The organism is Geodermatophilus sp. SYSU D00698 (assembly GCF_054050335.1).
On record NZ_JBJGZD010000019.1, the window covers coordinates 61,607 to 85,046 of the forward strand.

24 protein-coding genes and 1 pseudogene are annotated in these 23,440 nt (G+C 76.0%); 14 read left to right on the top strand and 11 right to left on the bottom strand.

Annotated elements, in window-relative coordinates; genetic code table 11:
- Window positions 1–38: 38 nt before the first annotated feature.
- The gene (locus ACI8AB_RS16940; protein WP_456951072.1) at window positions 39–587 is read left to right on the top strand and encodes a mycothiol transferase; all 549 of its coding nucleotides are present in this window, start codon (window positions 39–41) and stop codon (window positions 585–587) included.
- On the opposite strand, the gene ACI8AB_RS16945 is transcribed toward ACI8AB_RS16940, so the two are convergent.
- A complete protein-coding gene (locus ACI8AB_RS16945) occupies window positions 584–1,153 on the bottom strand; it encodes an LOG family protein (protein WP_456951073.1) in 570 nt (189 codons plus the stop codon). The two genes, ACI8AB_RS16940 and ACI8AB_RS16945, sit on opposite strands and share 4 nt — an antisense overlap.
- Window positions 1,154–1,163: 10 nt before the next feature.
- On the bottom strand, window positions 1,164–1,622 hold the full coding sequence (locus ACI8AB_RS16950; RefSeq protein ID WP_456951074.1) for a MaoC family dehydratase: 459 nt from the start codon (window positions 1,620–1,622) through the stop codon (window positions 1,164–1,166).
- 93 nt (window positions 1,623–1,715) lie between these two features.
- Between ACI8AB_RS16950 and ACI8AB_RS16955 the strand changes: the two genes are divergently transcribed.
- Window positions 1,716–2,195 carry an NUDIX domain-containing protein gene (locus ACI8AB_RS16955; RefSeq protein ID WP_456951075.1) on the top strand — a complete coding sequence of 160 codons (480 nt, stop codon included), beginning with the start codon at window positions 1,716–1,718 and terminating at the stop codon, window positions 2,193–2,195.
- Window positions 2,196–2,197: 2 nt separating this feature from the next.
- On the opposite strand, the gene ACI8AB_RS16960 is transcribed toward ACI8AB_RS16955, so the two are convergent.
- Entirely contained in the window at window positions 2,198–3,001 is an 804-nt protein-coding gene (locus tag ACI8AB_RS16960; RefSeq protein WP_456951076.1) for an endonuclease/exonuclease/phosphatase family protein, read from the bottom strand.
- Between the two features lie 164 nt (window positions 3,002–3,165).
- Between ACI8AB_RS16960 and ACI8AB_RS16965 the strand changes: the two genes are divergently transcribed.
- The 4 genes from ACI8AB_RS16965 to ACI8AB_RS16980 all read left to right on the top strand — a co-directional run bounded on the left by ACI8AB_RS16965 (window position 3,166) and on the right by ACI8AB_RS16980 (window position 5,918).
- Window positions 3,166–3,936, top strand: coding sequence for a hypothetical protein (locus tag ACI8AB_RS16965; protein ID WP_456951077.1), 771 nt, complete (start codon window positions 3,166–3,168; stop codon window positions 3,934–3,936).
- Window positions 3,937–3,970: 34 nt separating this feature from the next.
- Window positions 3,971–4,861: a 1,4-dihydroxy-2-naphthoyl-CoA synthase gene (locus ACI8AB_RS16970; protein WP_456951078.1), complete on the top strand. Its 891-nt coding sequence runs from the start codon at window positions 3,971–3,973 to the stop codon at window positions 4,859–4,861.
- 11 nt (window positions 4,862–4,872) lie between these two features.
- Complete coding sequence (locus tag ACI8AB_RS16975; RefSeq protein WP_456901540.1) at window positions 4,873–5,205, top strand: hypothetical protein; 333 nt, start codon at window positions 4,873–4,875, stop codon at window positions 5,203–5,205.
- Window positions 5,206–5,321: 116 nt separating this feature from the next.
- On the top strand, window positions 5,322–5,918 hold the full coding sequence (locus ACI8AB_RS16980) for a TetR-like C-terminal domain-containing protein (RefSeq protein WP_456951079.1): 597 nt from the start codon (window positions 5,322–5,324) through the stop codon (window positions 5,916–5,918).
- A 31-nt stretch (window positions 5,919–5,949) separates the two neighbouring features.
- Here ACI8AB_RS16980 and ACI8AB_RS16985 read toward each other — a convergent pair whose 3' ends face one another.
- Both ACI8AB_RS16985 and ACI8AB_RS16990 read right to left on the bottom strand, forming a co-directional pair.
- Window positions 5,950–6,636, bottom strand: coding sequence for a TetR/AcrR family transcriptional regulator (locus ACI8AB_RS16985; RefSeq protein WP_456951080.1), 687 nt, complete (start codon window positions 6,634–6,636; stop codon window positions 5,950–5,952).
- A 52-nt stretch (window positions 6,637–6,688) separates the two neighbouring features.
- A complete protein-coding gene (locus tag ACI8AB_RS16990) occupies window positions 6,689–7,150 on the bottom strand; it encodes a DUF5946 family protein (protein WP_456951081.1) in 462 nt (153 codons plus the stop codon).
- Window positions 7,151–7,311: 161 nt separating this feature from the next.
- Here ACI8AB_RS16990 and ACI8AB_RS16995 point away from each other — a divergent pair, with 161 nt between their 5' ends.
- Window positions 7,312–8,424 carry an NDMA-dependent alcohol dehydrogenase gene (locus ACI8AB_RS16995; RefSeq protein ID WP_456951082.1) on the top strand — a complete coding sequence of 371 codons (1,113 nt, stop codon included), beginning with the start codon at window positions 7,312–7,314 and terminating at the stop codon, window positions 8,422–8,424.
- 101 nt (window positions 8,425–8,525) lie between these two features.
- Here ACI8AB_RS16995 and ACI8AB_RS17000 read toward each other — a convergent pair whose 3' ends face one another.
- The 4 genes from ACI8AB_RS17000 to ACI8AB_RS17015 form a co-directional block, all read right to left on the bottom strand.
- Window positions 8,526–9,494, bottom strand: coding sequence for a glucosyl-3-phosphoglycerate synthase (locus ACI8AB_RS17000; RefSeq protein WP_456951083.1), 969 nt, complete (start codon window positions 9,492–9,494; stop codon window positions 8,526–8,528).
- A gap of 82 nt (window positions 9,495–9,576) precedes the next feature.
- On the bottom strand, window positions 9,577–11,724 hold the full coding sequence (locus ACI8AB_RS17005) for a phage holin family protein (RefSeq protein WP_456951084.1): 2,148 nt from the start codon (window positions 11,722–11,724) through the stop codon (window positions 9,577–9,579).
- Window positions 11,721–12,362, bottom strand: a complete 642-nt coding sequence (locus ACI8AB_RS17010) for a DedA family protein (protein WP_456951085.1) — start codon at window positions 12,360–12,362, stop codon at window positions 11,721–11,723. Before ACI8AB_RS17010 ends, ACI8AB_RS17005 begins: the two co-directional genes overlap by 4 nt.
- On the bottom strand, window positions 12,359–13,168 hold the full coding sequence (locus ACI8AB_RS17015; RefSeq protein ID WP_456951086.1) for an MBL fold metallo-hydrolase: 810 nt from the start codon (window positions 13,166–13,168) through the stop codon (window positions 12,359–12,361). Before ACI8AB_RS17015 ends, ACI8AB_RS17010 begins: the two co-directional genes overlap by 4 nt.
- 118 nt (window positions 13,169–13,286) lie before the next feature.
- Between ACI8AB_RS17015 and ACI8AB_RS17020 the strand changes: the two genes are divergently transcribed.
- The 6 genes and pseudogenes from ACI8AB_RS17020 (at window position 13,287) to nrfD (ending at window position 20,060) form a co-directional block, all read left to right on the top strand.
- Window positions 13,287–13,523 (top strand): hypothetical protein, encoded by a 237-nt coding sequence (locus tag ACI8AB_RS17020; RefSeq protein WP_387988551.1) that lies wholly within the window; start codon window positions 13,287–13,289, stop codon window positions 13,521–13,523.
- A 51-nt stretch (window positions 13,524–13,574) separates the two neighbouring features.
- Window positions 13,575–13,961 (top strand): MmcQ/YjbR family DNA-binding protein, encoded by a 387-nt coding sequence (locus ACI8AB_RS17025; protein ID WP_387988550.1) that lies wholly within the window; start codon window positions 13,575–13,577, stop codon window positions 13,959–13,961.
- 108 nt (window positions 13,962–14,069) lie between these two features.
- The gene (locus ACI8AB_RS17030) at window positions 14,070–14,570 is read left to right on the top strand and encodes a hypothetical protein (RefSeq protein WP_387988549.1); all 501 of its coding nucleotides are present in this window, start codon (window positions 14,070–14,072) and stop codon (window positions 14,568–14,570) included.
- Between the two features lie 84 nt (window positions 14,571–14,654).
- Window positions 14,655–17,945, top strand: a pseudogene (gene fdh, locus ACI8AB_RS17035) (formate dehydrogenase).
- A gap of 10 nt (window positions 17,946–17,955) precedes the next feature.
- Window positions 17,956–19,023 carry a 4Fe-4S dicluster domain-containing protein gene (locus ACI8AB_RS17040; protein WP_456951087.1) on the top strand — a complete coding sequence of 356 codons (1,068 nt, stop codon included), beginning with the start codon at window positions 17,956–17,958 and terminating at the stop codon, window positions 19,021–19,023.
- Window positions 19,020–20,060, top strand: coding sequence for an NrfD/PsrC family molybdoenzyme membrane anchor subunit (gene nrfD, locus ACI8AB_RS17045; RefSeq protein ID WP_456951088.1), 1,041 nt, complete (start codon window positions 19,020–19,022; stop codon window positions 20,058–20,060). The genes ACI8AB_RS17040 and nrfD overlap by 4 nt, the downstream gene beginning before the upstream one ends.
- Window positions 20,061–20,074: 14 nt before the next feature.
- Here the strand turns inward: nrfD and ACI8AB_RS17050 are convergent, their stop codons facing one another.
- Window positions 20,075–20,896, bottom strand: a complete 822-nt coding sequence (locus ACI8AB_RS17050) for an SDR family oxidoreductase (RefSeq protein WP_456951089.1) — start codon at window positions 20,894–20,896, stop codon at window positions 20,075–20,077.
- A 23-nt stretch (window positions 20,897–20,919) separates the two neighbouring features.
- Complete coding sequence (locus ACI8AB_RS17055; RefSeq protein WP_456951090.1) at window positions 20,920–23,040, bottom strand: SpoIIE family protein phosphatase; 2,121 nt, start codon at window positions 23,038–23,040, stop codon at window positions 20,920–20,922.
- Between the two features lie 223 nt (window positions 23,041–23,263).
- Between ACI8AB_RS17055 and ACI8AB_RS17060 the strand changes: the two genes are divergently transcribed.
- A complete protein-coding gene (locus tag ACI8AB_RS17060) occupies window positions 23,264–23,434 on the top strand; it encodes a hypothetical protein (protein WP_456951091.1) in 171 nt (56 codons plus the stop codon).
- The last annotated feature ends 6 nt before the right edge of the window (window positions 23,435–23,440 follow it).

Consider the following 23,440-nt stretch of genomic DNA (forward strand, 5'->3'; position numbering starts at 1 on the left):
CGCTGTCCCGCCGCCCGATCCCGGCGCAGGATGGCCGGGTGACCGCACCCGACGAGCGCGAGCTGCTGCTGCGCCTGCTGGCCGACCAGCGCACCGCGCTGCGCAACGCCCTGTACGGGCTCACCGAGGAGCAGGCCCGCGCGACCCCGAGCGCCAGCGAGCTGTCGCTGTCCGCGCTGCTCAAGCACGTGACCCAGGGCGAGCGAGCCAATCTCACCGGGCGGGTCGGGCGCCGTCCGCACGCGGTGGAGGGCGATCCGCAGGCCGAGTGGATGGCCGGGTTCACCGTCGCCCCCGGCGAGACCGTGGAGGTCCTGCTGCACCGGCAGGCGGAGGTGGCGCGCGAGACCGAGGAGGCCGTGCGCGCCGAGCGCGACCTGGACCGGGTGGTCGCGGTCCCCGACGGCGTCGCGCGCTGGCTGCCCGAGGGCACCGTGTTCACCGTCCGCTGGCTGCTCCTGCACCAGATCGAGGAGCAGGCCCGGCACGCCGGCCACGCCGACGTCATCCGCGAGTCGATCGACGGCAAGGGCGCCTGGCAGCTGGAGGCCGAGGCGCAGGGCATCGCCGCTCCGACCTGGTCCTAGGGCGGGGTGGGCGCCCACTTCCGCGGCGGGTGCTGGTAGCCCTCGACGAAGGCGAGCAGCCCGGCCGCGTCGGTGACCACGCCGAGCGCGTCGAGCCGGCGCCGCTCGAGGTAGCCGTCGTCGGCCATGCGGCCCAGCTGGGCGAGCAGCGGCTGCCAGAACCCGTCGACGTCGAGCAGCACCACCGGCTTGGCGTGCAGGCCGAGCATCCCCCAGGTCCAGGCCTCGAAGAGCTCCTCGAGCGTGCCGGCGGCCCCGGGCAGCGCGACGAAGGCGTCGGAGAGCTCGGCCATCCGCGCCTTGCGCTCGTGCATGGAGGCCACGACCTCCAGCCGCGGCAGGCCGGGGTGGGCCAGCTCGTCGTCGACGAGGTGCTGCGGGATCACCCCGACCACCTCGCCACCGGCGGCCAGGGCGGCGTCGGCGACGACACCCATCAGCCCGACGTGCCCGCCGCCGTAGACGACCCCGACGCCGGCCTCGGCCAGGCCCGTGGCCAGGTGCGCGGCGGCCCTCCGGTGCGACTCCGGCCCGGGCCGGCTGCCGGTGAAGACGGCGATCCGCATGCGCTGGTGGCTAGCCGCCGTAGTAGCGGTAGACCGGCTCGGCGATGCAGGCCGGCTTCTCGCTGCCCTCGCGCTCGACGACGGCGGAGAAGGTCAGCTGCAGCCCGCCGGCGACCTGCTCGACGTCCTTGAGGGTGGCGGTCAGCCGCACGCGGGAGCCGACCGGCACCGGCGAGGGGAAGCGCACCTTGTTCAGGCCGTAGTTGACGCCCATGGCGGTGTCGGTGACCGCGAAGACCTGCGCGAACAGCGGCACGAGCAGCGACAGCGTGAGGTAGCCGTGCGCGATCGGCCCGCCGAAGGGGCTCTCGGCCCTCGCCCGCTCGACGTCGACGTGGATCCACTGGTGGTCGCCGGTCGCGTCGGCGAAGGTGTCCACCCGGTCCTGCGTGACCTCGAGCCAGTCGCTGGTGCCCAGCTCCTGCCCGATGAGGCCCGGGACCTCGGCCATCGTCGTCGTGGTCGCCATGCGGGGTGCCTCCGTCGTCGTCGCCGGTCGTCCTCCCGGATCCTGCCAGTGCGGTTTCCCGGCCCGCGGCCCGGCTGCGGTTCACTGGTCGGTGTGCCGACCATCCGTCTGACCCCCACCGACGGCTGGACCACCTGCTCCCTGGGCCACCGGCACTGGGGCCGGGCCGGCGCGGCCGGCCTGCTGGTGCACCGCGACGGCGGCGACGGCCCCGAGCTGCTGCTGCAGCACCGCGCCCTGTGGTCGCACCACGGCGGGACGTGGGGGACGCCGGGCGGGGCGCTGCACGTGGACGAGACGCCCGAGCAGGGCGCGCTGCGGGAGGTCGAGGAGGAGCTCGGGCTGGCCGCCGCCGACCTCGTGCTCGGCGCCCGCTCGGTCGACGACCACGGCGGCTGGGCCTACACGACCGTCCTGGCCCGCCCGGTCGGCGACCTCGACCCGTCGCGGCTGCGGCTCGACGGCGAGAGCACCGGCGTCGCGTGGGTGCCGCTGGCCGCGTTGCACCAGGTCGCGCTGCACCCCGGGCTGGCCGCCTCGATGGACCGGCTGCGGCCGCTGCTCGCCGCCTGAGCTCAGCCGACCGTCACGGTCAGTGCCCGGTGGTCGCCCACGCCCAGCCGGTGGGCGGCGGCGTCCCGGGCGGTCACCCGGCCCAGCGCGAGCAGGTGGTCCAGCTGCAGGCGCGGCCCGTGCGCCGGGAAGCTCGCCTCCCGCACGAGTGCGGTCGCGCCGAGCAGCCGCGCCGGCAGCCCGCCGGGCAGGTTGAGGTCGCCGGCGACGACCACCGGCCCGGGCAGGGACGCCACCCAGCGCCGCAGCCGGCGCAGCTGCCGCACCGCCGTCGGCGGCGAGAACGACAGGTGGGTGGCCACCACGGTCAGCCCGTCCAGGCAGGCGGCGACGGCGACCCGCGGCTCGTCCGGCACCCACCACAGCCGCGGCCGGCCGGTGGCCGGGTCCGGCGCCCGCAGCGGCAGCCGGGCGCGGCCGGACCCCAGCCCGAGCACCGCCCAGTCCCGCACCGGGCGGCGGACCAGCAGCGCGACGCCGTACGCGGGGCCGTCCGCCGCGCGCTCCGGCCCGCGCAGCCCGGGCGGGTCGGCGGCGGACCACGTGCCGCGGAACGGGCTCGGCGTCCCGGTGAGCGTGGCCGCGTGCCGCCAGTCGACCGCGCCCAGCGCGCCGGCGAGCACCGCGGCCTGGTCGGTGCCGCCCGAGCGGGGCTGGCCGACGTCGACCTCCTGGACGGCGAGCACGTCGACGTCGAACCCGGCGACCGCCGCGGCGAGCGTGGTCGGGGCCAGCGCGCGGCCGTCGGCGCCGCGACCGGAGGCGAGGTTGAGGGTGCCCACGCGCAGGGCGGCGCCGTCGGGCACGGGTCCGACGCTAGCGGCGGCGGGTCCCCCGTGCGCGGGACTCGGCTGGCCGGCGCAACCACCGGGCTGGTACTTCGTTGTACCGGACGTGTGAGGGCAGTCTCACCACCTCGACGGAGAGGGGTCGACCCATGGGCGCGCGGCACCGCGCAACGGAGGACGTCGTGGCAGGGGACCCGGCGGCCGCCGCCGAGCCGGCTCCCGAGACCGCGGGGCAGCGCTTCTGGTGGCGCGTGCTCATGTCCTTCGCCGTCACCGGGATCGTCGTCTCACCGCTGATGGCCACGGCCGGCGCGGACGTCTCGGGAGCCGTGGCCGGCGACCGCGGCACGGGCGTCTACTCCGGCGGCGACGCGGTCGCGCAGCCCCCGGCCTATGCCCGGCTGACGCCGTCCTTCGGCGTCCCCGGCACGCCCGACGGCTTCCTCTTCCCGGGCTTCGGCACCACGGCCTCGTCGCAGCGCGCCACCGCGGGCACCGGGCCCTCCGCCGGGCTGACCGGCATCGCCGGCTCGGTCGCGGCCGCGACGACCGGTGCCGCCGCGCCCGCCGCCCCCGCTCCCGCCGTCCCCGCCGCTCCGGCGCCCGCCGCCCCGGCCCCGGCCGGCACCGCGGGCGGCGCCCCTGCCGGCTCCGGCTCGTCGGGCGGCCCGGCCCCGTCCGGCGGCACGACGGCGCCCGCGGCCCCGGCTCCCCCCGCGCCGGCCGCACCGGCCCCCGTCCCGACGGCGCCGGCCCCGGTCCCGGCGGACCCCGGCGGCGACGCCGTGGGGGGCGTGGTCGGCGGTCTGACCGACACGGTGGGCGGCGTGGTCGGCGGTGGCACCGAGGCGGTCGGTGGCCTGGTCGGCGGTGCCACGGGCGCCGTGGGCGGGGTCGTCGGCGGCGTCACCGGCGGCGTCACCGGCGGACTGGGCGGTCTGCTCGGCGGCTGAGGCGGGGTCGCGGACGCCCGGATAGGTTCACGTCATGAGCGCCCGCGACGACGTCTCGGAGATCTTCGACAGCGCCGCGTGGCAGCCGGTCGACGGGTTCGACTTCGCCGACGTCACCTACCACCGCGCCGTCGACGCCGGCGTCGTCCGGATCGCCTTCGACCGGCCCGAGGTGCGCAACGCGTTCCGCCCGCAGACCGTCGACGAGCTCATCACCGCGCTCGAGCACGCCCGGCTGACCACCGACGTCGGCTGCGTGCTGCTCACCGGCAACGGCCCGAGCCCGAAGGACGGCGGCTGGGCGTTCTGCTCGGGCGGCGACCAGCGGGTGCGCGGGCGCCACGGCTACGAGCACGAGGTGGGCCGCAGCAGCGGCCGGCTGCACGTGCTGGAGGCGCAGCGGCTGATCCGGTTCATGCCGAAGGTCGTCGTCTGCGTCGTCCCCGGCTGGGCGGCCGGCGGCGGGCACAGCCTGCACGTGGTCAGCGACCTCACCCTCGCCAGCGCCGAGCACGCGCGGTTCAAGCAGACCGACGCCGACGTCGGCAGCTTCGACGGCGGCTTCGGCTCGGCCTACCTCGCCCGCCAGGTGGGCCAGAAGTTCGCCCGCGAGGTCTTCTTCCTCGGCGAGGAGTACTCCGCCGAGGACGCGCACCGCATGGGCATGGTCAACCGCGTCGTCCCGCACGCCGAGCTGGAGCGCACCGCGCTGGACTGGGGCCGGCGGATCGTCGCCAAGAGCCCGACCGCGCAGCGGATGCTCAAGTACTCGTTCAACCTGATCGACGACGGCCTGGTCGGTCAGCAGCTGTTCGCCGGGGAGACCACCCGGCTGGCCTACGCGGCCGAGGAGGCCGTCGAGGGCCGCGACGCCTTCCTGGAGAAGCGCGATCCCGACTTCTCCCGCTTCCCCTGGCACGTGTGAACGGAGGACCCGTGATCGTCGAGGTGGTGGGCGGCGCCGACGAGCGCCCCGAGGTGCGGGTGGTCGACACCGACGACCTGAGCAAGCTGCAGCTGGCCCTCGGCCAGGTGACCGACGAGGAGGCCGACGAGGTGCTGCGCGAGGCGGGCCTCGGACGGCTGCAGGACGACGGGACCGGCCTGCTCGACACCGCCGCGCTGCGGGCCGCCGCCGAGCCCGACGCCGACGTCGCCGACTGGGGCGAGCGCTTCGACCGGATGGTCGAGCAGGCCCGCGACCGGGGCTGGGTCAGCGACGACGGCGCCACCCTCCGGGTCCACGTCGAGGGCGCCGCGGGCGCCTGAGACGGGGTCCCGACGGTCCGGTCGGGTGACGATACGGCCGCGGTCGTTGTGGTCACTCCACTGACAGGTCAGGATGAGACCGTGCGCAACCTGATGTCGTGCGAACGAGTTGGCTCGTGAGCGGCACCCCCGGCCGCCCGCTGAGCGCCGAGCTGTCCGAGCAACTGGTCGCCGTCGCCGTCGACATCCTCGCCGACGAGGGCTGGGGCCGGCTCAACAGCGACCGGGTCGCGGCCCGGGCCCGTGCGGGCAAGGCCGGCATCTACCGGCGCTGGCCGTCGATGGCGGCGCTGGCGAGGTCCGCGGTCAGCCGCTTCACGCTGGTCCGCGTCCCCGAGGACGAGGGCTCCCTGCACGCCGACCTCGTCGCGCTGGTCGCCTCGTGGCGCCGGCCGCTGTCCCGCGAGGAGCGGGCCGTGGCCAGCCTCGTCGGTGCCGCCCGGCACGACGAGGACCTGCGCGCCGGGCTCGAGGCCGCCCTGGTGCGCCCGCTGACCGAGGCCGTCGAGGTCCTGGGCGAGCGCTGGGCGGCACGGGGCGAGGAGGTGCCGGCCGAGCGGCTGGCGCTGCTGCGCTCGGTGCTCGAGGCCTTCTGGTGGCAGCGGCTCACCGCGGCCGGTGACGGCGGGATGGTCGCCGACCGCGTGGAGCAGGTCGTCGACGACGTGCTGCTCCCGATCGTGGTCCCGGCCGCGGAGCCCGCCCGCCGCTGAGGCCGGCCACGGCCGGGCGGCCGGGACCGGGTCAGACGGCGCGCAGGGCGCGGGCGGACTCGTCCGCCGTCGCGGAGCTCACCAGGCCCGCCTCGTAGCCGGAGAGCAGCCGCTCCGCCAGCGCGCGCGTGGCCGCGGCCACCTCCGCCGCCTGCTCGGGCGCGGGCATCGGCGAGCGCGGCTGGGTGACCAGGATCCGCGAGACCGCCAGCCACGTGGCGGCGACCACCGCGGCCGTCGTCCGCGGGTCGGCGGGGACCGGGTGCTCGGGGCAGGGGCCGGTCCAGGCCTCGACGAGGGCCTCGCGCAGCCGGGCCTCGGCGGTGTGGTGCAGCTCCCGCTCGGAGGCCTGCAGCGCCGGGGAGCGGTCGAGGTCGGTGACGGCGCAGCGCCCGGTCGGGTCGGCCAGCCGCTCGACGTAGTGCCCCACCGAGGCGACCAGGTGCGCGCGCAGCGCGGTCAGCGCGGGGACCCCCGCGGGACGCTCCCGCACGGCGGCCGCGGGCCCGTCGACCCACGGCGTTCGGTCGGCCCAGTAGAGCTCCTCCTTGGTCGTGAAGTGGTTGAAGACCGTCTGCACCGCGACGTCCGCCGCGGCCGCGACGTCGGCGATCGTCACGGCGTCGAAGCCGCGGTCGGCGAACAGTCGCTGCGCCGTCTCGCGCACGTGCGCGCGGGTGAGGGCCTTCTTCTGGGCCCGACGGGACTGATCACTCACGGTGCGAAGGGTAGCAACGCTGCGTTGCCGATCTCGCCGAAACGGAACGACATCATCCGGTCGGGGCGTGCCGCCAGTCGTCGGCCACGGCCGTCGCCCACGTCTCCACCAGCACGGTCAGGTCGATGACGTCGAGGTCGGCGGCGACGTCCGCGATCGTCGTCGTCCACTCCCGCGGGCGGGCCGGGAGCGGGTCGGCCGGCCCGACCCCGAGGGCCGCCAGGGCCGCGCGCAGCGCGGGCGGATCGGCCGGGTCGGGGTGCTGCGCGCCGTAGGCGGCCTCGGCCAGGGCCAGCGCCGGGGGAGCGGTGCCGTCGGGCGCCGGATCGTCCCGGAGCCCGCGCACGGTCTCCTCGAACAGCCGGGTGCAGGCGGCCGAGGCACCCGGCCGCGCGGCGGGCTCGCCGGGCAGCGGCACGAGGACCGAGCCGCAGCCGGGGCAGCGGGTGGTGGGCCGGGGGTCGCCGGTCGCGGTGCCGGGGGAGGGCGGGGCGGCGGGCCGGGGAGCGGGCACCCGGCGATCCTGCCGCACCCCGCCCGGGCGCGGTGGACGAACCGCACGTGGCACCGGGTGCCACCCCGGCGTGGGGCACCGCCGCGGCGTGGGGTTGGCTGGGCGCCGAGACGACGGCGTCCGCGAGGGCGGGTGCCGGGCCAGAGGAGGGCCGGGGACCGGTGAGGACCAGGGGAGCGGTACTGCGCGAGGCGGGCACCGAGTACGAGATCGTCGACCTCGAGGTCGTGGACCCCGGCCCCGGTGAGGTCCTCGTCGAGATGGCCTACGCCGGGCTGTGCCACTCCGACGAGCACCTGCGCCACTCCAACCCCGGCGGGCGGTACCCGATCGTCGGCGGCCACGAGGGCTCCGGCGTCGTCCTGGCGGTCGGGCCAGGCGTCACCTCCGTCGCGCCCGGCGACCACGTCGTCACGAGCTTCCTGCCCGCCTGCGGGCACTGCCGGTACTGCGCCACCGGCCGCTCCAACATCTGCGACGCGGGCGCCACCATCGCGATCGGGCAGCTGCCCACCGGCACCTATCCCTTCCGGCTGGACGGCGAGCCCCTCGGCGGGTTCTGCATCGTCGGCGCGTTCGCCCGGCACACGGTGCTCAGCGAGTTCTCCTGCGTGCGCATCGACCCGCACCTGCCGCTGGACACCGCGGCGCTGCTCGCCTGCAGCGTGCCCACCGGCTGGGGGTCGGCGGTCTACTCCGGCGGCACCCGCCCGGGTGACGTCGTCGTGGTGGTCGGGCTCGGCGGGGTCGGCGTCAACGCCGTCCAGGGCGCGGTGCACGCGGGCGCGGTGCACGTGATCGGCGTCGACCCGGTGGCCATGAAGCGGGAGTTCGCGGAGACGCTGGGTGCCACGCACACCGTGGCCGACGCCCGGGAGGCCGCGCAGCTGGCCCGCGCGCTGTCCCGCGGCACGGGCGCCGACGTGGTGGTCGTGACCGTCGGGAAGATGTCGGCCGAGGTGATGGCCGGGGCGTCGGCGTGCCTCGGCAAGGGCGGCACGCTGGTGCTCACGGCGCTGGCCGACCACCCGCGCGAGGGCCACGTCGACCTCAACGGGCAGATGACCACGGTGTTCGAGCACCGCGTGCAGGGCTCGCTGTTCGGCTCGTGCAACCCCTTCCGCGACATCCCGATGCTGGCGCGGATGGCCGAGGAGGGGCGGCTGGAGCTGGGCCGGCTGGTCACCCGGCGGTACCCCCTGGACGAGCTGAACCAGGGCTACCGGGACCAGGCGGCCGGCGAGACGATCCGGGGCCTGCTCGTCCACGGCTGATCGGCGCCCGGTCGTGCTCTGCCCCCGATGTGGACCAGAGCGCGAGGCTCCCTTCGTGCTCTGCCCCCGATGCGGGGCAGAGCACGACTGCCGGCAGGACCTCAGACCGCCCCGGCCCGGGCGGCCCGGTACTCGGGGACGGTCACCATCGGCGGCCGCTCGTCGACGGCGACCGGCGTGCTGACCGGCAGGAAGCCGCTGCCGTCGGCGCGGAACTGGGTGAGCAGCCCGCCCGCGCCGGACCGGCCGCTGCGGGCCAGCACCGCCGAGACCACCTGGCCGGCCATCCGGCCCAGCGCCTCCTGGTCCTGCGAGGTGTGCCGGCGCACGCCCAGGTCGACCTGCGCCAGCCCGTGCAGGCCGAGCAGCCCGAGCAGGTCGACCAGCAGGCCCACCTCCACGCCGTAGCCGGAGACGAACGGCACCTGCTCCAGCGCCTCGCGCCGGCCGGCGTACTCCCCGCCCAGCGGCTGCACGAAGCCCGCGAGCTCCGGCCACAGGGCGTTGAGCAGGGGGCGCGCGGTGAGCTCGGTGACCCGGCCGCCGCCGGCGGGGGTGACGCGGCCGTCGACCTCCAGCGGCCGGGCGTAGCAGCCCTTGACGTAGCCGACCTGCGGATCGGTCACCAGCGGCGCGAGCAGCCCCGGGACGTAGTGCGTGACGTCGCCGAGGAGGTCGGCGTCCAGGAAGACCAGCAGGTCGCCGCTGGTGGCCGCGAGCGACTTCCACAGCGCCTCCCCCTTGCCGGGCCGGCTGCCGTGCGCGGGCAGCACGTCCGCGGCCGCGACGACGTCGGCCCCGGCGGCGCGGGCCACCTCGGCGGTGCGGTCGGTGGAGTCGGAGTCGACGACGAGCACCTCGTCGACCAGCGGGACCAGCCGGACCCAGTGCTCGACCAGGCCGGCGACGATCCCGCCGACGGTGGCCTCCTCGTCGCGCGCGGGCAGGACCAGGCTCACCCGGTGGCCGCCGCGGCGCTTGGCCCGCAGCAGGCCGAGGACGTCGACGTCGGCGACCGAGCGGACGGCGGACGTGCGGCCGGAGAACCAGGTGGCGGCGTCGGGTCGCATCGCCCCACTGTCCTGGAGGCCCTCGGCTCGCCGCCACGGGACCCGGCAGGTGTTCACGGAGCCGTAGCCGGGCGTTCCGCCGTCAGACGCGGCTGGGGTCCCGGAGGGCCGCGGGGCTGTCCGGCCCCACCTGCGCGCCGGCGCCGTCGGGCTCCGGGTGCCCGAGCTCGGTCAGCCAGCCGCGCAGCACCCGGTGCAGGTGCTCGGCCCCGACGATCTCGCCCGGGGGCGTCAGGACCCGGGGGTGGGCGAGGAACCCGCGCTGCTGCGGGCCGCCGAGCCCGCCGTGCGACCCGACGTGCGGCTCGAAGGGCGAGGCCTCGTCGGTGTCCGGGTCGTAGCGGCTGTTGACCATGACGTCGGGGCAGTGCGGGAACGCGGACACCCGCGCCACCAGCACGGGCGCGTGCTCGCCGTAGCCGGCCAGCGGGTCCTCGCCGACGACGACGCCCGTGGCCAGCCGGTGCAGGCCGTCGCGGCCGAGGACGACCGGCCCGTGCTCCTCGGAGTGCACCAGCACGAAGCCCACGCCGTCGTGGTCGACCAGCGCCGGCAGCAGGTCGGGCCAGTGGTGCTCGATCTCCTCCAGCGGCACCCGTCCGGGCAGGTCCGGGAAGGAGACGCCGGCGGTGTGGCCGGAGACGACGACCACCACGCCCGGCGCCACCCGCGCCACCCGGCCCGGCTCCCCGGACGGCGTCCGGTGCGCGTGCTCGCCCGCGCCGGCGGACTCGACCCGCTCGCGCAGCCGGCGGGCGATGAACCCCGGCCCCGACGCCACCTCTGCCAGCGCGGTGGTCACCTGCCAGCCCTCGGCCGGGCGGCGGCTGTCGTGCGGTTCGGGCCCGCGCCGCGCCGGGTCCGGCGTGCCGCCGCAGTGCCGGCCGACGAAGGACTCGATCGTCTCGCCGAACCGCTGCGCGAAGGCCTCGCCCTGGGTCTGGCCGTGGTCGGACAGCAGCACCACGTGGTAGGGCCGCGGCGCGAGCTCCGCGGCGCGGGCCAGCCGGCCCACCTGCTGGTCGATGCTGCGCAGCACCTCGAGGGTGTCGAAGCGCTCGACGCCGCTGTGGTGGGCGACCTCGTCGTAGCCGAGGAAGTCGGCGTAGACGGCCGGGCGGCCGGCCATCATGTCCTCGAGGATCGCCGCGACGACGACGTCGCGGGCGATGACCGTCGTCCCGGGCCGGGCCAGCGGGTAGAGGCCGCCGCGGCTGACCCGGGGCCGCACGTCGGCGCGGCGCTGCCGGGCGGCCGCGGACAGCTCCCGGTAGACGTCGGCGAGCGAGACGCCGAGCGTGCGCAGCGCGTTCACCGGGTTGGCGAAGTACGCGTAGTAGCCGGCGCCCACCCGCTCGCGCCGCCGTCCCGACCGCCGCGGCACCACCAGCGGCAGGGCGCTCATGGTCAGGCTGACGTGCGGGGCGTCGCCGGTGAACAGGTTGCCGCGGCTGGCGCCGCCGCCGGCCAGCAGCCCGCGGCCGTCGGAGTGCCGCCGCTCCACCTCGGCGGCGTCGGCCGGGTGGGAGACCGCGACGACGTGGTCGCGGTCCTTCTCGTAGTAGCGGAACCCGAGGACGTCGTGGTTGGAGCCGTGCAGGATGCCGCAGACCGAGGCGCCGGTCTGCGAGCTCCAGTCGGTGTGCCACGAGGTGAGCGCGTGGCTGCCCGACCGCAGCCACGCGGCCAGGGTGGGCATCGACCCGTCGCGGACCGCGCGCCGGGCGGTGTCGGCGCCGAGCCCGTCGATCTGCAGGAACAGCACGCCCGGCGGGCAGGGCCCGGCGGCCGAGGCGGAGCCGGCGCGGCGGCGGGCGCGGCGGAAGAACACCTCGTCCTCGTCGATCGCCAGCGCGCTGCTCACCACCGCCGTCACCGCCGCCATGGCGACGACGACCAGGGTGGCGGTGCCCAGGTCGGTGACCACGACGCCCGGGACGGCGAAGGAGACCGCGAGCACCCCGGCGCCCAGCAGCAGGAAGCTGCCCAGACCGAGGGTGAACAGCGCCAGCGGCAGCGCCACGCGCATGACCAGCGGCCAGACCACGCCGGCGAGCAGGCCGAGCAGCAGCGCGGTCAGCGGCGGCTGCCACCAGGCGGCCATCGCGAACCCGGCGAGCCACCGGTCGAGGACGACGAGGGCGAGCGTCGTCAGGAGCCAGGTGAGCAGCACCCGGGCCGGTGCACGGCCGCGGCCGAGCACCCGGCCGCGCTGGTCCGGCCGGCTCACGCGGGGCCGCACGACGTCGGGCTGCCCTCGTCCTCCGGCTGCCGCTCGGGCTCGGTGTGCCGCCGGCGGCGGGACCCGACCAGGTTGAGCACCGCGCCGACGACGAGGACCAGCAGCGTGGCCACCAGCGTGGCGACCAGCGGGCTGTCGAAGATCCCGCCGCTGGCCACGCCGAGCAGCGCGTAGGCGACCGCCCACAGCGAGGCGGCCAGCAGCGAGGCGGGCAGCAGCCGCCGCCACGGGTAGGCCAGCGCGCCGGCGGCCAGCAGCACGGGGATGCGCCCGGCGGGCAGCAGCCGCCCGGCGACGACGATCTGCCAGCCGTGCCGGCGGAACTGCTCGCGGACCTCCTCGATGCGGTCGGCGTGCTGTCCCCGCGCGACCCAGCGCACCGCGGCCGGCCCGCCGGACCGGCAGACGGCGAAGGTGGTGACGTCGCCGAGCCAGGCGCCGAGGGTGGCGACGACGAGCACCGCGACCAGGTTGAGCTCGTGCGCGGTGACCGCGAACGCGGCGGCGGCGCCGACCAGCGGCCCGGTGGGCACCACCGGGACGATCGACCCGAGCAGCACGCCGCCGAACAGCAGGGGATAGCCCAGCGACCCGTCGGTCCAGGCGGCGGCGAGGGTGGTGCTCATGCGGCGTCCGCCACGGTGGGGAGCGTGACCGGCCGGCCCGGCTCGGGGACGACGACGCTGGTGGGCAGCCGGCGGGCGGCGACCGCCTCGGCGAAGGCCAGCGGCGGCTCGGTCAGCAGCCGGCGGTAGCGCCCGGCCAGCCCGGGGAGCGTGGTGCCGCCGCGGACGGCGAGGGTGCCCCAGTGCACCGGGACGGCGACCTGCGGGCGCACGCGCGCCACGGCCTCCGCGGCCCGCCCGGGGTCGAGGTGGCCCGGACCGAGCGTGGGACCCCAGCCCCAGACGGGCACCAGCGCGACGTCGACCCCACGGTCGCCGATGCGGGTCATGCCCTCGAACAGGTCGGTGTCGCCGCAGGCGTAGACGCTGGACCCGGCGCCCTCCAGCAGGTGCCCGACGGCGACCGTCTCCGGGCCGTGGGTCAGGCGGGGGCCCCAGCGGTGGCCGCTGTGCACCGCGGGGACGGCGGTGACCCGCAGCCCGCGGTGCACCAGCGACTCCCCGGGGGCGAGCTCGTCCACCCAGCGGACGCCGCGCGAGCGCAGCCACGCGCCGGCGCCGCGCGGCACGACCACGCGGGCGTCGTCGGCCAGCAGCCGCAGGCTGGGCAGGTGCAGGTGGTCGGCGTGGAGGTGGCTGACCAGGACCAGATCGGCGCCGGCCCAGGCGGCCGGGGGCGGGAGGGGGGCGACCCGCCGCAGCGGGCCGAGGGAGCGGGTGAGGACCGGGTCGGTGAGCACCGTGGACCCGGCCAGCTCGACGCGGACGGTCGAGTGGCCGATCCAGTGCAGCCGGGGACCCTCCACGCGGCCAGTATCGACCCGGGGACCGACGGGTCCGGGGACGCCGTCCCCCGTCCGGGGCGGCCGGCCCGGCGTGCCGCTCCGGGTGCGGCGGGGACGGATGCGTTCCACCATGCCTCCCATGACCTCAGCGGGGACCGACCCGGGGTTGCCACGGCCGGCGGCGGAGCTGTCCGGCGAGCTGCGGCGCATGGCGCTGCACCTGGAGACGGCGGCGGTGCTCGAGCTGCGGGCGCAGCGCACCACCGACGCCGTGCAGGTGGCGGTGCTGCGCCGGCGCGCCGAGCACCGACGACGGGAGGCGGACCGCCTGCGGGAGCGGCTGGCCGCCCGCGGCGTGGCGCTGCCGCGCGGGTAGCGGGCGCCGGGCGCGGCCCCGGGCCGACCCGGGAGCGCTAGCGTCGGGTCCGTGGCCACCTGGGCGGACGTGCGGCGCCTGGCCCTCGCGCTGCCCGGGACCACGGAGGGCACCTCCTACGGCCGGCCGGCGTGGAAGGTCCGCGACCGCGCCTTCGTCTGGGAGCGCCCGCTGCGCCGCGCCGACGTCGAGCAGCTGGGGGACGCCGCGCCGGAGGGCCCGGTCCTCGGCGCCGCCGTCGCCGACGAGGGCGTCAAGCAGGCGCTGGTCGCCGACGACCCCGCCGTCTACCTGACGACGCCGCACTTCGACGGGTACGCCGCCGTGCTGGTGCGGCTGGACGCGATCGACGTCGCCGAGCTCGGGGAGCTGGTCACCGAGGCCTGGCTGGCCAGGGCGCCGGCCCGGCTGGCGCGCGAGTACCTGGCCGGGCGGTAGTCCCTCCCGGTACCGGGCGGTACGGCGCCGCGCGCGAACCCCTGGCCGCGTGCCGCGGGGTCTGGCATCTTGCGCCGCCGTCCCGCTCCCGAGACCACTGGAGATCCCGTGCGTCTGCGCCCCCTCGTCGCCGGCACCGCCCTCGCCGCGACGTCCGTCCTCGCCCTCGCCGCCCCCGCCGCCGCGGCGCCGAGGCCCGCCCACGAGGCCGACGTCGTCGGCGTCGTCCAGGTCGACCGCGGCGACCGCACCGTGGCGCAGGTCCAGGTCCGCTACCGGTGCGCCGCCGGCGAGGACCTCGGCCTGTGGGTGTCGGTCAAGCAGACCGCCGACCGCACGGCCGACCCGCGCCTGGAGCAGGAGGGCAGCAGCGGCGTCTCCGCGGCGTGGAGCGACAGCCACCGCAACGCCTTCACCTGCGACGGCAGGAGCCGCGTCGGCACCTTCGAGGTCGACCAGACCGAGCCGGCGTGGGACGGCGGGGTGCGTGCCGGTCTCGGCCCGCTGGCGCGGGGCGAGGCCTACGTGCAGTTCTGCCTGACCGACCCGGACGCCCCGGGCCCCGAGGGGCTGCTGCTCAGCCACAGCGAGTTCGTGCACGTGCGCTGACCCGCCGGACGCCGCGGTACCGGCACGACCGGTACCGCGGCGTTCCACGCGCCGGATCGCGCCGGGAGTGGCAGAGTCCACAGCGTGAAGACCTGGCTCGACGCCTGGCCGGTGTTCCGGCAGCTGACCGGCCCCGATCCGCTCGGACGCGGCAGGGCCGCGCGGAGCAAGGCGACGGAGGGCGTGGTGAGCCGCACGGCCACCGCCGACCGCGTCGTCCAGAGCGTCTGCCCGTACTGCGCCGTGGGCTGCGGGCAGCGGATCTTCGTGAAGGACGAGCAGATCGTCCAGATCGAGGGCGACCCGGACTCGCCGATCAGCCGCGGCCGGCTCTGCCCCAAGGGCAGCGCCAGCAAGTCGCTGGTCACCAGCCCGACCCGCGTGACGACGGTCAAGTACCGCCGGCCGTACGGGACGGAGTGGGAGGACCTCGACCTCGACACGGCGATGCACATGATCGCCGACCGCGTCCTCGAGGCCCGGCGCAAGGGCTGGCAGGACGAGAACGACGGCAAGCGCGTGAACCGCACCATGGGGTTGGCGAGCCTCGGAGGGGCGACCCTCGACAACGAGGAGAACTACCTCATGAAGAAGCTGTACAGCGCCCTGGGCGCCATCCAGATCGAGAACCAGGCGCGCATATAGCACTCCGCCACGGTGCCCGGTCTGGGTGCCTCGTTCGGTCGTGGCGGTGCCACGAACTCCCAGGAAGACCTCGCGAACTCCGACTGCATCGTCATCGAGGGTTCGAACATGGCCGAGTGCCACCCGGTGGGTTTCCAGTGGGTGAGCGAGGCCAAGGCGCGCGGCGCGAAGGTCGTCCACGTCGACCCGCGGTTCACCCGGACCAGCGCGATCGCCGACCTGCACGTGCCGCTGCGCATCGGCACGGACATCGCGTTCCTCGGCGGGCTGATCAACTTCGTCCTCGAGAACGACCTGTACTTCACGGAGTACGTGGTCGCCTACACCAACGCCGCGGCACTGGTGAGCGAGGACTTCGTCGACGCCGAGGACCTCGGCGGCCTGTTCTCCGGTTTCGACCCGGAGAACAACACCTACGACGAGTCCAGCTGGCAGTACGAGCCGGAGGAGCCGCCGCACTCGGGCTCCGACGACCCGGCCGGGGCCGCCGCGCAGGACGAGCTCGAGGACCACCCCCAGGTCAGGAAGACCGACAAGGCGCAGGCGGCCGGCAGCGGTGGCCCGCCGATCGCGGCGAAGCCGAAGCGGGACGAGACGCTGCAGCACCCGCGGACGGTCTTCCAGGTCCTGAAGCGGCACTTCGCCCGCTACACCCCGGAGATGGTGGCCGAGGTCTGCGGCATCGAGCCGGAGGTGTTCCTGCAGGTCGCCCGCTGGGTGACCGAGAACAGCGGGCGCGACCGGACGACGGCGTGGGTGTACTCGGTGGGCTGGACGCAGCACAGCGTCGGCGCGCAGTACATCCGCACCTGCTCGATCCTGCAGACGCTGCTGGGCAACATCGGCCGTCCCGGCGGCGGCATCCTGGCGCTGCGCGGGCACGCCAGCATCCAGGGCTCGACCGACGTCCCGACCCTGTACAACCTGCTGCCCGGTTACCTGCCGATGCCGCACGCGATGCAGCACCAGTCCCTCGACGAGTACTGCGCCGACGCCGCCGGCAAGGCCGGCTTCTGGGGCAACAAGCGGACCTACATGGTCAACCTGCTCAAGGCCTGGTGGGGCGACGCCGCGACGCCGGAGAACGACTTCGCCTTCGGCTACATGCCGCTGATCGACGGCGACCACAGCTCCTACCGCCAGATCAAGGACATGATCGAGGGGAAGATCTCCGGCTACTTCCTGGTCGGCGAGAACCCCACGGTCGGCCACCCCAACGGCCGGATGAACCGGTTCGGGCTGGCCAACCTGGACTGGCTGGTCGTCCGCGACCTGCAGATGATCGAGTCGGCGACGTTCTGGAAGGAGTCGCCGGAGATCGAGACCGGCGAGCTCGCCCCGGAGACGATCGCCACCGAGGTCTTCTTCATGCCGGCGGCGTCGCACGCGGAGAAGGAGGGGACCTTCACCCAGACCCAGCGGCTGCTGCAGTGGCGGCACAAGGCCGTCGACCCGCCGGGCGACGCGAAGAGCGACCTGTGGTTCTACTTCCACCTCGGCCGCATCCTGCGCGAGCGGCTCGCCGGGTCCACCGACCCGCGCGACCGGCCGCTGCTGGACCTCACCTGGGACTACCCGACGCACGGTCCCGACCAGGAGCCCAGCGCCGAGGACGTGCTGCGGGAGATCAACGGCGTCGGGCCCGACGGGCGCGCCGTCTCCGGGTACATGGAGCTCCAGGACGACGGGTCGACGTCGTGCGGCTGCTGGATCTACTCCGGCGTCTACGCCGACGAGGTCAACCAGTCCGCCCGCCGCAGGCCCGGCCGCGAGCAGGGCCCGGTCGCCTCCGAGTGGGGCTGGGCGTGGCCGTACAACCGGCGCATCCTCTACAACCGCGCCTCGGCCGACCCCGACGGCAGGCCGTGGAGCGAGCGCAAGAAGTTCGTCTGGTGGGACGAGGAGGCCGGCCGCTGGACCGGCGCCGACAACCCGGACTTCGAGGCGACCAAGCGGCCGGACTACGTGCCCCCGGAGGGGGCCCGGGCGCAGGACGCGATCGGCGGCGCCGACCCGTTCATCATGCAGGGGGACGGGAAGGCCTGGCTGTACGCGCCCGCGGGCGTCGTCGACGGGCCGCTGCCGACGCACTACGAGCCGGCGGAGTCCGTCGTCGAGAACGCCTTCTACAAGCAGCAGGCGAACCCGACGATCGAGCGCATCGAGGGCCCGTGGAACCGGGAGAACCCGCCGCTGAGCCCGGTCTTCCCGTTCCAGGTGACCACCTACCGGCTCACCGAGCACCACACGGCCGGCGGGATGAGCCGGACGCTGCCCTACCTGTCCGAGCTCCAGCCAGAGTTCTTCGTCGAGGTCAGCCCCGAGCTCGCCGCGCTGCGCGGGCTGGTCAACGGCGAGTACGCCACGCTGGTCAGCACGCGGACGGCGATCGAGGCGAAGGTGCTGGTCACCGAGCGGATGCGGCCGATCCGGCTGCGCAACGGCCAGGTCGTGCACCAGATCGGGATGCCCTACCACTGGTCCTACAGCGGCATCTCCACCGGCGACTCGGCCAACGACCTGCTCGGCATCGTGCTCGACCCGAACACGCACATCCAGGAGGACAAGGTCAGCACCGCCGACATCGTCCCGGGACGGCGCCCGCGCGGTCCCGAGCTGATCGAGTTCGTGGAGGGCTACCGGCGGCGCGCGGGCGTGGCGTCCGGTCGGGTCGGGCTCAACGGCCGTGACCCGGTCGCCGCCGAGGCCGGCGAGGGATCCCAGCAGTGAGGAGGCCGGCATGACCCCGATCAGCTCGGCGAGCGCGGCGTTCACCGGGCGCGACCCGGAGAACCGGCTCTACGGGCCGGTGCCGGACGTCACCGGGCAGGCCGGCTACGACCCGGACCACCCGGCGCGGGTGGGCTTCTTCACCGACACCTCGGTGTGCATCGGCTGCAAGGCGTGCGAGGTGGCGTGCAAGGAGTGGAACACGCTGCCGATGGACGACTCGCACGGCGTGCGCGACGTCATCGGGCTGTCCGGGATGTCCTACGACAACACCGGTCAGCTGGGCGCCAACTCCTGGCGGCACGTGGCGTTCATCGAGCAGTCCCGCACCGTCGACCTCCCGATGCCGACCTTCGGCCGCCCGGGGGACGACCGGCGGGACTCCGGGCCCTCGCCGGTGGCGGGGCGCCCGGACGAGAGCCTGGCGCACGTCCAGCAGTCGAGCGTGCTCAACGCCGAGGCGCTGAGCGAGTTCGACCCGCAGACCGGGCAGAGCGGCACCGACAAGCAGATCCGGTGGCTGATGAGCTCCGACGTCTGCAAGCACTGCACGCACGCCGGCTGCCTGGACGTCTGCCCGACCGGGGCGCTGTTCCGGACCGAGTTCGGCACCGTCGTCGTCCAGGGCGACATCTGCAACGGCTGCGGCTACTGCGTCATCGGCTGCCCGTACGGCGTCATCCAGACCCGCAAGGGCGACGGCCGGGCCTTCAAGTGCACGATGTGCTACGACCGGCTCACCGACGGGCTGCAGCCGGCGTGCGCCACCGCGTGCCCGACCCAGTCGATCCAGTTCGGCAACCTCGACGAGCTGCAGGCCCGCGCCGACGCCCGCCTCGCCACGCTGAAGGCGCAGGGCGTGGAGACCGCGCGGCTCTACGGCCGGGACGAGGACGACGGCGTCGGCGGCGCGGGCGCGTTCTTCCTGCTGCTCGACGAGCCGGAGGTCTACGGCCTGCCGCCGGACCCGGTGGTCACCACCCGTGACCTGCCGGCGATGTGGCGCGCGGCGGCGGCCGGCGCGGCGATGATCGCCGGCGTCGTCATCTCGTCGTTCGTCGGGCGGAGGCCCCGGTGACGGAGGGGCTCACGACACCGGGTGCGGGCTGGCGGCGGGCCGACGGCCCGGCGGCGGAGGCCCGGGGCAAGCGGCGGCGCAGAGGCGGGCGGCGCGGCGGTGGTGGCGAGGTCGCCATGGTGGACGACGCCACGTTCACCTCCTACTACGGCCGCCCGATCATCAAGCCGCCGGTGTGGAAGTCGCCGGACGTGCCGCTGTACCTGTTCCTCGGCGGCATGGCGGGGTCGTCGTCGATCCTGGCGGCGGTCGCCGACGTCACCGGCCGGCCGGTGCTGACCCGGGTCGGCCGGTACACCGCCGGCGGCGGTGCGATCGCGTCGGTGGTCTTCCTCATCCACGACCTGGGCCGGCCCGAGCGGTTCCTGCACATGCTGCGGGTGTTCAAGCCGACCTCGCCGCTGTCGGTCGGCTCCTACATCCTCGCGCCGTTCGGCGCGGCGGCCGGGGCGACGGCGGCGGTCGAGCTGCTGGGCTGGTTCCCGCGGCTCAAGCGCTTCGGTGGCGTGGTGTCGGCGCTGTTCGGCGGGCCGCTGGCCACCTACACCGGGGTGCTGCTGGCCAACACCGCGGTGCCGTCCTGGCACGCGGCGCACCGGCAGCTGCCGTTCGTCTTCGGCGGCTCGGCAATGGCGGCCGGCGGTGGGATGACCATGGTGTTCACGCCGGTGGCCGAGGCCGGTCCGTCGCGGCGGACCGCGGTGGCCGGCGCGGCGATCGAGCTGGCCGTGATGCACCGGGTGGAGACCGACCACGGGATCGTCAGCGAGCCGTACCACGAGGGCCGGCCCGGGACGCTGCTGCGCGCGGCGAGGGCGTGCACGGCTGCGGGCGCGGCGCTGACCGTCGTCGCCGGGCGCCGTCGGGCCGGTGCGGTGGTGTCCGGGCTGCTGCTGGCGGCCGGCTCGCTGCTCACCCGCTTCGGCGTCTTCGAGGCGGGGATGGCCAGCGCGCGGGACCCCAAGTACACCGTCGTCCCGCAGCGCGAGCGGCTGGCCGCCCGGCAGAACGGCCACGCGCCGACGGTCACCCGCTGACCGCCGCCGCGGGGCTACCCGCGGAGGTGCTCGGCGAACGTGCGCGGCGGGCGGCCGAGCAGCGCGGTGAGCACCCGCGGGCTGCCGGTGAACCCGTGCGCGCGGTACTCGGCGAACATCGTCGTCAGGCAGCGGCGGGCGTAGGAGCCGTCGTCCTCGGGCGGGGCGGCGTCGACGGCGGTGACCTCCCGGCCGAGGTGCTCGCCCACGAGCCGGGCGACGTCGGGCGCGGTGAGCTCCTCGGGGCCGGCCGCCTCGAAGGTGCCGCTGTCCAGACCGTCCCCCGTGAGCAGCACGGCGGCGGCCTCGGCGACGTCGCGCAGGTCGACGAAGGACTGCGCCCGCTCCAGGCCCCACGGGCTGCGCAGCTCGCCGGTCTCCGCCGCGGCGGCCACCTGCGCGTCGAGGTTGTCGGCGTAGGCGCACGGCTGCAGCACCCGCCAGCGGGCGCCGGTCCCGGCGACGGCGTCGTCGAGCGCCTCCTCGACGCGGTCCTTGGCGGCGTGGTGCGGCATCGACCGGACCTGCGGCCGGAGCACCGAGTGGTAGACCAGCCGCGCCGCCCCGGCCCGCGCGGCGGCGCGCAGCACGGCGGGCGCGCCGTCGGCCTCGCGCGGGTCGAAGTTGGGCCAGGCCAGGTACAGGCCGTCGGCGCCGGCCAGTGCCGGTGCCGGGTCCCCGGCGAGGTCGGCGGCGACGACCTCCGCGCCCAGCGCCTCGAGCTCCGGCCGCGGCCGCGGGGTGGCGACGACGGCGCGCACCCGCTCGCCGCGCGCCCGCAGCGCCCGGACGACCGCGGTGCCGGTGGGTCCGCCCGCGGCGGTCACGACGATCACCGGACCGACACTAGAGCGGCAGGTCAGGCGGGCGTGGCCGGGTCCGGGGGTACGGCACCGGGCACGTCGTTGGGTCCGGCGACGGCGGGCCGGGGCCGGTCCTGCGGGTGCAGGCGGACGGCGACCAGCGCGACGTCGTCGTCCGGGTGGCCGTCGACCATGTGCTCGACCAGCAGGTCGCACAGCTCCTGCAGCGGCCGGTCGCCGAGCTCCGCCAGGGCGGCGGTGAGCCGGGCGGTGCCGGCGTCGAGGTCGGCGTCGCGCCGCTCGACCAGGCCGTCGGTGTAGAGCAGCACGGTCGTGCCGCGGTCGAGCTCGACGACGGACTCGGTGCGCGGCCGCTCCGGGTCCACGCCGAGCAGCACGTCGGCCCGCTCGGGCGCCAGCACGCGCACCTCGCCGTCGGCCGTGAGCACGATGGGCGGGGTGTGCCCGGCGTTGGACCAGCGCATCCGGGTGGTGCCGCCCCCGACCTCCCCGGGCGTCTGCTCGAGGCGGGCGACGGCGGCGGTGGCGAGGGTGCCGAACCGCAGCAGCTCCATGGCGCGGTCCAGGTCGCGTAGCACCGCGGCCGGCCCGGCGCCGGTGGCGACGGCGATGCCGCGGACCAGGCTGCGCAGCTGGCCCATCGTCGCGGCCGCGGCGGCGTCGTGGCCGGCGACGTCGCCGATGACCAGCGTGGTGGCGCCGTCGGCCTGCAGGAATGCGTCGTACCAGTCGCCGCCGACGGCGGCCGCCTCGGCGGCGGGGAAGTACCGGACGACGATCTCGGCGTGGTCCGGCTCGGGCGGCGCGGTGAGCATGGAGCGCTGCAGCTGCAGGGCCAGGTGCCGCTGGGCGCCGTAGAGGCGGGCGTTGTCGAGGGCCATCCCGAGACGCTCGGCGACGTCGCGGAGGGTGGCGACCTCGTCCGCGGTCGGGACGCGGCCGTCGGTGTAGAGCAGCGAGAGCAGGCCCAGGGTGTGGCCGCGGCCCCGCAGGGGCAGGGCCACCGCCGCGCTGGGCGCCAGCCGGGACAGCAGCCTGCGCGGCTCGCCTTCCAGAGTGGTGGCGAGGGCCTCCTCGCCGGACAGCAGGAGCGGCTCGCCGCTGCTGAGCATCCGGCTCACCGCGGGGATGCCGGGCAGCGCGGCCGCGCGGGACCGGGCGTAGTCCTGCAGCAGCTCCCGCGACGCCTCGTCGGCGTGCCAGGAGCTGACGCCCCGGGTGTGGCCGTGCTCGTCGAGGACGCTGACGATGCACGCGTCGGCGAGCGCGGGGACGACCATGCGGGGCACCTGGCCGGTGGCGACCTCGGCGTCCATCGACCCGGCGAGCTCGGTGCTGATGCGCGCCACGGTGAGCGTCCGCTCCGCGGCGCGGCGGAGCTCCCCCTGGGCGCGGACCCGGTCGGTGACCTCGATGAAGTAGACCGACAGGCCCTCCGCGGTCGGCCAGGCGCGCAGCTCGTACCAGCCGTCGAGCGGGGCGGGGTAGTAGGCGTCGAAGGACACCGGCTGACGGGTCTCCACCGCGCGCCGGTAGCTCTCCTCGAACACCGAGCTCACGGCGGCGGGGAAGGCCGCCCAGATGTCCTCACCGAGCAGGTCCTCGCGACGGCGGCCCAGCAGCCGCTCGGCCTCGGCGTTGACGTGGGTGAAGCGCCAGTCGGGGTCGAGCGAGTAGAAGCCGGCCGGCATGGCCTCGAGGACCTGGGCGACGCCGAGGGACTCGCCGCGCTGGTCGGTGACGTCGTAGGCGGCACCGAGCAGCCGGGTGGCTCCCCCGTGCGGTCCGCTCAGGGCGCGGCCCTGGGCGGAGATCCAGCGGGTGACGCCGCTGGGCAGGGCGATGCGGTAGAGAGCGCTGAAGTCGCCGCACTCGTCGACGGCGGCCTGCAGCGCGGCCATAACCTCGTCGCGGTCGTCCGGGTGCAGCCGGGCGGTGAAGCCCTCGATGCTGCGGTCGAAGCCCGCGCCGTCGTACCCGAACAGCGCCACGAGGCGCTCGTCCCAGTCGAGGACGCCGGTGCGGAGGTCCCAGTCGAAGGTGCCGATGCCGGCGGCCTGCATCGCCAGTTCACCGCGCAGGGCCGAGGCGATCTCGTCGATGTGCCGCTGCTCCGGGGTGCTGCCGAGCCGCCCGGTCCTGCCTGGGTCCCCCACTGCCGCCTTCCCGGTCGTGTGCCCGCTGCACGGGCGATCCCGTCCCGGTGGTTGGAGACGCGGTCCGCATCATGTGTACCCGGCCTATCCTGTTGTGAGCAACGCGTCCGGTGGAGATCACGGGAGGCGCGTCAGGCGTGCGTCGCGACCGAGTGCGTTGCCACGTGCTCCGCGGGTAGTCATCCCGCATGGCCACGGGGGCCGTCCGTCGGCTGGGGGAGACGTGCCGTGGTGGGTGTGGGCGCTGGTGGTCTGGGCCGTCCTCGCGATCACCGTCGCGGTGGTGGTCGGTCAGGTGATCCGCTCGGCCGACCGGCGGGAGTCCCGGGAGGACCGGTCGGTCCGCGACGACGATGACGACCAGGCCCCGCCGAGGGGACGCCGGGCCTCGTGAGCGCCC

Coding starts and splice junctions, on each gene's coding strand:
- ACI8AB_RS17000 (WP_456951083.1), bottom strand. CDS start 9,494: ATGCGACCCGACGCCGCCACCTGGTTCTCCGGCCGCACGTCCGCCGTC.
- ACI8AB_RS17040 (WP_456951087.1), top strand. CDS start 17,956: ATGACCCCGATCAGCTCGGCGAGCGCGGCGTTCACCGGGCGCGACCCG.
- ACI8AB_RS17010 (WP_456951085.1), bottom strand. CDS start 12,362: ATGAGCACCACCCTCGCCGCCGCCTGGACCGACGGGTCGCTGGGCTAT.
- ACI8AB_RS16945 (WP_456951073.1), bottom strand. CDS start 1,153: ATGCGGATCGCCGTCTTCACCGGCAGCCGGCCCGGGCCGGAGTCGCAC.
- ACI8AB_RS16970 (WP_456951078.1), top strand. CDS start 3,971: ATGAGCGCCCGCGACGACGTCTCGGAGATCTTCGACAGCGCCGCGTGG.
- ACI8AB_RS17020 (WP_387988551.1), top strand. CDS start 13,287: ATGACCTCAGCGGGGACCGACCCGGGGTTGCCACGGCCGGCGGCGGAG.
- ACI8AB_RS16950 (WP_456951074.1), bottom strand. CDS start 1,622: ATGGCGACCACGACGACGATGGCCGAGGTCCCGGGCCTCATCGGGCAG.